Raw genomic sequence first — 7640 nt, forward strand, 5'->3', positions numbered from 1 at the left:
TAGTAGTAGTACCTGTTACACAACTTGTTGGCGTAGCAGTTGTACATACTTGGTAGCTGATAGTATACACTCCATTAGGCGTTGTCGGTGGTACAGTTATCACCCCTGTATTAGGAGTAAGATAGGGTACCGAAGCCCCTGGTGTTGCAGGGGTCGGATTCACTATATTACCTATACTTACCGAACCTCCTGCCCCTACTGTTGGCGATTGTGTACCTCCATTTACGTGTCCTCCCACAAATATACTACGTGTAGTGGTCGCTGTACCACTATGGGTAATCGTAGCTGCAGGTATATAAGGTTTTATTTGTGGTACTGTAATCGTAGCCACAGCAGCTTGGCAATGAATAGGCGAGCTGCATAGCTGATAACCTATAGTATATACTCCTGCTGGCGTATTACTACTTACCGTTACACTACCTGTCGCTGGGTCTATTTGTGGCGCATTAGGCGTTGTAGGCGTATGAGTAAGCGTAATACTTACATTACCGCCCACACCTGCGGTCGCAGTACGTGTACCTACGGTAGCTCCCGTAAGTATATTACCTATTACCCCTGGTATTACTGTACGGGTATTGGTTGTAGCAGTAAACGTATTAGCACCCACTGTAGGCGTTGCCGCTCCTATGATAAGGGTAGAGGTTACCGTCTTGCAGTTGTTGCTTTTAGCAACTTCACACACCCTATAGCTAATGCTATGTACACCCGCTGGTGTATTAGGTGCTACTACCAAGCGTCCTCCTGTTGTGCTGGTTACCCCCGATGGCAAACCGCTAAAGGTTATCGTTACCGAATTTACACTTGGGCTGGTTACCCCTCCCAAAGTGATATTAGGTATTACACTGCTGGTAGTGCCGCCCGTAGTGTTATCGGGCACTTGCAATACCGTTGGGGTAACAACAAGAGGAGTTTTTATAAAGTTTATCACTGCCGTTTTAGTAGTAATATTACCAAAAGTACCTGTTGCTGTAAAGGTTACCGTTACACTACCTGCATTGCATAAGCTACCTGTATAGGTGTAAGTAGCTGTTACGGTTGCCGCTACATCGCAGTTAGTATCTGTAGCCGTAGCTTGCGCTATCCAGTTAGCCACTGCAGTTGTAGCAGTTGCCGATACACATAAAATATCTATATCAGTGGGTACACTTAGGGTAGGCGTACGCAAGCCCTCGTTAGTAAGCGTAGCCGTAAGTGTTACCACACACGCAGGCAACTCTTGTGTAACTATAATGTTATCCACTACCAAGTCGTGTCCTGCATTTATTACATTATGCATACGTATTACAGCGTAAAACTCTGTTCTACCTCCTACCTGAGTATCTGTAAGAGTTATCGACCTCGTACGCCAATCATTCAAACTTGTAGCTGGTGTTACAGCATATATATTATCTGAATGTATAGGTGTAGCTCCTGGTGCATTATAAGCCGTTTCACTTTCGTATAACTGCAATTGTACTTGTGGATAGTTAGCTGCCGTATTATTAGCTGGAAGTACCAAATCTGCTTGTACCAAGTTGTAAAAATCAGCTGTAAAGGTAAGTGCTGTATTAGGACGTACCGATAGCTTACGCGTATATATATCTTGCTTAATCGCTGATGCCGAACCATCTACATAAAGCTTTCTACCATTCGCATCTCCCGATTTATCCGAAGGACTACGCCAATCAGGGGTATGCAAACTCAATGCATTAACTACTGTATATTCATCTACTGCAAGCATAGCTCCTGCCGCGTGTGCTCGCGATTGTCCTCTACCATTATAAGCCGTATAAGCGCCTGTTGTATTATTGTTGAAATACAAGTCTTTGCCTACATACGCATTCTTCACTGCGCTTGTTCCTGTACCAAAATCTTCTTTCAGTACTGTTATAGTCTTGCTCGATGTTTGATACGCTATCGTAATAGTATGAGTAGTATCACTAAAGCTAAGTCCTGTAAAGGTAGCTATAGTACCCGTAACAGTAGTGCTACCCAAAGTATATGTATAAGTATAGCCTGTGGTGAGAGTAGGCGTTACTACAAAACCGCCTTTGCCCGTAGCACAATCTATCGTCCTGCTCACTGTAAATTGTGGCAATACACGCTCCAATGCTACTACATCCTTATCGGTTGTATAATACTGACCGCACGACTTAGGTATCATATTTACCGTAATGTCATCCAATGCCATATCATTACCCCATCCGTGTGGCGCACTACCCACCGACCTGATTTCTACCGTCAGTTTAGTATAAGTACCCACGTTTAGCTTGCCTTCGTATTTGCGCCAGTTGTTTAAGTTATCAGCTAAGTTAGTTGCACAAACCGAATTTGGTATCTCGCCTGTAGTAGTACTTGCTACTACGGTACCATTAGGGGCTACTAAGCGTACCACCACATTAGGTTTCAAAGCCTCTCCATGCCCCCAAGGTGAAGTAGTATGATCGTTGCGGAACAAGTTGAGTGCATAGAACTCATAGTTAATATCTGATCCTGGCAACACGCTCACTTCGCGTTTGTAGAACAAATCGCCATCGGCTTGAGTACCTCTAAAGTCCGACATATAGAAACGTCCTGTACCATCTGTACCTCCTGATGTATGGTCGTACACCGATACCCAACGGTCATATAAGGGGTCTCCAGTACGTATTGCACAAGTATTAAAAGGTGTTACTAATTTCCAATAACTAGGTGCTTGTGCTTGGCTCACTATTTGGTAGAAGCCAGCCCCTATAGGATAGGTTGTACCATAGGTCAAGCCATAATCACTTGCAGGACCTGGCAATGCTGTAGGACCTCCGTTGCCAAAGTCGTCTTTAAACAACAACACTGGTTGTGGTGAGGTAATATAATCGTATTTCACGCTCACAAGGTGCGTACCACTCGTTAAGCCCGTAAACATATAAGTAGTTGTATAAGCACTACCATTTAGGCTAAACCAATATTGTAAGTTCGGATCTGCATCTACAACCCCTAAGGTAAGAATTCCCTTGCCTTCGCAATCGTATTGTACATCCATCGATAAGGTAGGTGTCGCCAATCTAGCTGGTACTACCAACTTAGTGCTAAATACACAACCTAAGCCTCCATTGCTGCGTACCGATACGGTATAAGTACCCGCTTCCAACCACATTGTGTTGGTAGTTACCCAAGCTTCCCCTGCACCAAATTGATATTCATAAGGAGCTGTTCCTCCTTCAACGTTTGATACTCGCACTTGTGCCTTATCAGCATTCTCTTCAGTGCCACAACCTATCAATTGAGTAACTCCTGCAAAAGCTCGCGTTACCCCAGGTAGTACAGTTGCTGTAACGGTAGCCTCACAACCTATAGACTGCGTAATGCGAATATTATCAATCGTCAAATCGTGACCAGAATTTATCACACTATGCATCTTCACTACTGCATATATTCGGGTACGTGCCCCTACATCAGCTGCTGTAAGAGTAAGTGTATGTGTTTTCCACTGATTACCTACCGACAACAATTCTTCTATAGGCGATTGTGCCAATGGCACACTGCCGTTCTTATACGATGCTTCACTCTCATAAAGTGCTATATTCACCTTCGGATTGTTAGCCGAAGGTACTGACGCATTGTGTACTAAATTATAAAAATCAGTAGTAAAAGTAAGTGGCAAATTCGGTGCTATGCTTACTTCACGTGTGTATACCTCTTGTTCAGGAACACTTACAGTACCATCTATAAATAGTTTCCTACCATTTGCTTTTCCTGAGCGGTCTGTTGGCACTGTCCAATCGTAGCTAAGTTTTACCATATTGCTCGCAATGGTATATTCACCTACCATAAGAGCAGTATTAGCAAGGTGATTTATACTTTGCTTATTAGCGTTATAAGCCGTATAAGCAGAAAGTGTATTCTCATTGAAATACAAGTTCTTACCTACATAAGGACTCTTCACAGCATCAGTACCTTCACCAAAATCTTCATTTAGCAATACAAGCGTATTGGTTACAGGCGCATAGTTTATAGTAAAGGTATGCGTACCAAATGATAAATTCTTAAAAGTATTCACACTAGTAGCCGTACCACCACCTTGTAATGTATAAGTATAAACATAACCCGTAGTAGGCGAAGCCGTTACCACTACCGTACCATTAGTAGCGCCACAACCCAATTGAGCCGCTGTAAAACTAGCTACCCCCACAGGATTATCAGTAATATTTTGTGTTATAGATACCACTTGCCCACAAGTCGCTGGCGTTTGGTATATAGTAATATCATCTAAATAAAAATCATTTCCCCAGCTATTGGGTTCTATATTTATAAATTGAATTTTTACACGAGTTACTCCGTTAGGGTTAATTGCTCCTAAATCTCTTGAAGATACCAAATGCCAAGCTCCATCGTTAGCTATTGCTCCTGAATTGATAGTTCCTAACACATTAGAAGCATTGTTAGCATCTACTATTTTAATTTGCATATTTGGTTCTTTCAAACCTCGATTAGGACCATTCGCATTCTGTATTTGATAGCTAAAGGCTATAAGGTTAGTAGGATGTATATCCACCTCTTTTTCCATAAATACTTTTCCTACATAAGCAGATGCCATATCTACATACAAAATTCTATCATCATTAGCTCCCGTAGTTGTTCCTTTGGGAGGTTCTCTAAAAACAGCATTAGGTGCTGTAGTAGGATGATAGAAAGGCATACGTGAAGTACCAAAAGGTGTTGGTGCTATCAAATCTTTATATCCTGCCACTGTATAAAGCCCCACTGCCCAAAGATTATGTACTCTTGGGTCTTTATAAGTAAAGTCAGCTGCATTCACTGAAGAATTAGGAGCAGGATCACCTGTACCAAAATCTTCACGCCATAATACCATAGGCGAAGGCGTATCTCTATGTTCATACTTCACACTCACTTGGTGTGTACCGCTACTAACATTTGCAAAAACACTAGTAGTTGTAAAGGCTCCACTATCTAATTTATAAAGATAAGTAAGTTCATTTACAGGGCTTTGTACTCCTACTTGTAGCGTAGGTTTACCATCGCAGCCGTAGAACACCTCTGTTTTTATCACAGGAGCAGCCAATGCAGCAGGTACATTCACGCTCATACTATACACACAGCCTATGCTACCCGCATTGCGTACCGAAATAGTATGGGTACCCGCATCAAGCCAGCCCGTATTGCTCGCTACCCAACTAGCGCCCGTACCAAATTGATATTCATAAGGAGCTGTTCCTCCTTCTATATTGGTAACCTGCACTTCAGCTTTATTAGCATTAGCCCCAGTACCACAACCAATCAACTTCGTAACCCCCGCAAAAGCACGCGTTACAGGTGTAGTTACAGTAGTTGTAAGGGTGGTTGTACAAGCTTCATAGGCTTGTGTTACCAAAATATCATCTATCGCAAAGTCGTTAGAAGCTTCACTATTAATCAAATCAGTAAATTGTAATTGAATAGTAGTAGCATTACCAGGGTTAAAAGTATGTGTTACCAAATGCCAATCACTTGGGCTATATGCAGGATTAGTACGACCTGGCAATACTCCTGAAGTTTTTGAAGAGCCTGCTATAGGAAGGTTTGTAGCTTTATCTATAAATACTGTACTAATATTAGGAAGCGCATATGCATCTATATTCAGTACATAATATTGTAAAGTAACAGGCTTGTTAGGCTCTATATTTATATCTTGCTGGTAAAACGTTCTATTAGCATTAGCTCCATAGTTAAATGCTAAAAAGCGTCCTGTATTGCTATTATCACCGTGACTTTTTACAGGTTTCCACCCCCACCCTGTCATTGGAGTAAGGTTATCGTGGTTAGCAACTTGGTAATGACCTTCAGCAGGAATATCAGCAGGGTATCCAAATAGTTGATCACGACACACAAAAGGTTTAGGAACCACTGTTTCAGGCAATCGATAAGGAGCCCCTGAACCAAAATCTTCTTTAAAAAGTATTTTAGCTCCTTTAGGCGTAGCATTTACTGTTATTGTATGTACCCCTGGGGTTACCCCATTAAACACCTTATTAGTCTGCGCTGCTTGTCCATCTAAACTATAAGTATAATCGTAATTAGTAGTATCCGAAGCATTTACAGTTATAATACCCGTAGTAGCATTACAAGTAGCATAACTTACTGTAGTAGAAAAAGTATTGGTATTGCTGCTTACATTCACAGCTATATCCATAGAAGTTTCACAAGTATCTGCAGGTTGGGTAACCGAAATATTATCAATCGCTATATCATTCCCTGTAGTTCCAGGGGCATCAAAACGCACTACAAACCAAAGAGAAGTATCAGTAGGAAGTGTATTTGCTATAGTTTCTAATGCTATCCAATCATTACCTGTTTGATTGTTTTTAGATAACATATGAGGAATAACATTACTAGTAGTATAAATAGGGTTAGTATTGTTCATCGCATCAGTTTCAGTTCTAAATATCTGTAACTGAGCTTGTACACGTTGGTCTTGTGGTACTGTATTTTTTACAGGGTTATATACATAGGCTGTAAATTGTACAGGCTTACCAGGTTGTATAGTAGCTTGGCGCTTGTACGCCACGTTCTTTTTAAAAGTAGCGTTTTCAGCATCAGTAATATTCGCATTATACCATAAAAAACGACCATTAGGATTTCCATCCTTGTCGTTACACACATACCACCAATAAGCACTATTCAAAAATGAAATATCTGCAGTCGTAGCAATAGCATATGAAGAATCTACCGTCAAGTTATAGCTTCGTGTAGCGTTGTCTATAGGACGTGTTTGTATACCTGTACCATCAAGAGGATCAAAGTACACACCTTTATTTACATAAGGGCTACTTACTGATTTTTGAGGACTATTAGCATCTTTCACCCCAAAATCATCGTAAAATACAATTGTTTTATTTACTGCTGAAGGAGCAGGAGTATATTTTACCGTTATAGTATGTTGTTGTCCCACCGTAAGATTCCTAAAATAAGGGTTACTTTGGGGTTGTCCGTTATATACATAAGTATAGTTATAAGTACCTTGGTCGTTTATTAGGCGTACATCGGCAGTAGTACCATTACAATTATAAGTAATTGCAGGCGTAATAGTAGGAGTAGCTGTTCTGCCAGGAATTGTAATAGTAACACTATATTGTTTGTTATCATTACGGCGCACAGCTATAGTGCGAGTACCTGGGTCAAGCCAAGCCCTATTACTTGAGCTATAACCATTACCAAAATTATACGTATAATTACTCGTATTATCTTGGTCTACAGTCACAATCACCTCTGCTTTACCAGCATCAGCTCCTGTTCCACAGCCCACTTGGCGCAATATACTCGCCTTAGGCAACGTTTGTCCTACCGCATACTCCATAGCCCCTAAAGTGCTTATAATCAAGAGTATTACTGTAAGTAAATTCCTTTTCATTGTTAGATAATTCATCTGTTTTGTTAGAATTTTAATAATATATTCAGTCGTAAATAAAACAATTTATTTCAAGCGACAAAAGTAGTAACATTTTTTCAATCAGCCAAATATTTTTACACTTTTTTTTTTCATCCCCCCGCTGGCGCAAGCTTGCAGCTTGTGCCACCCCCCGCTGGCGCAAGCTTGCAGCTTGTGCCCAATTCCAATTCAAAATTCATAATTGTTCACCCGTCTCACAAGTCTCACAAGTCCCACATTCTATGTTAATATCCAAATT

1 pseudogene is annotated in these 7640 nt (G+C 41.0%); it reads right to left on the minus strand.

What is annotated here, in order from left to right:
* Nucleotides 1–7363 (minus strand): annotated as a pseudogene (locus HMPREF9075_RS05740) (hypothetical protein); the annotation flags it as partial.
* Between the last annotated feature and the right edge of the window lie 277 nt (nt 7364–7640).

This window comes from Capnocytophaga sp. oral taxon 332 str. F0381 (assembly GCF_000318275.2).
Taxonomy (GTDB): domain Bacteria; phylum Bacteroidota; class Bacteroidia; order Flavobacteriales; family Flavobacteriaceae; genus Capnocytophaga; species Capnocytophaga bilenii.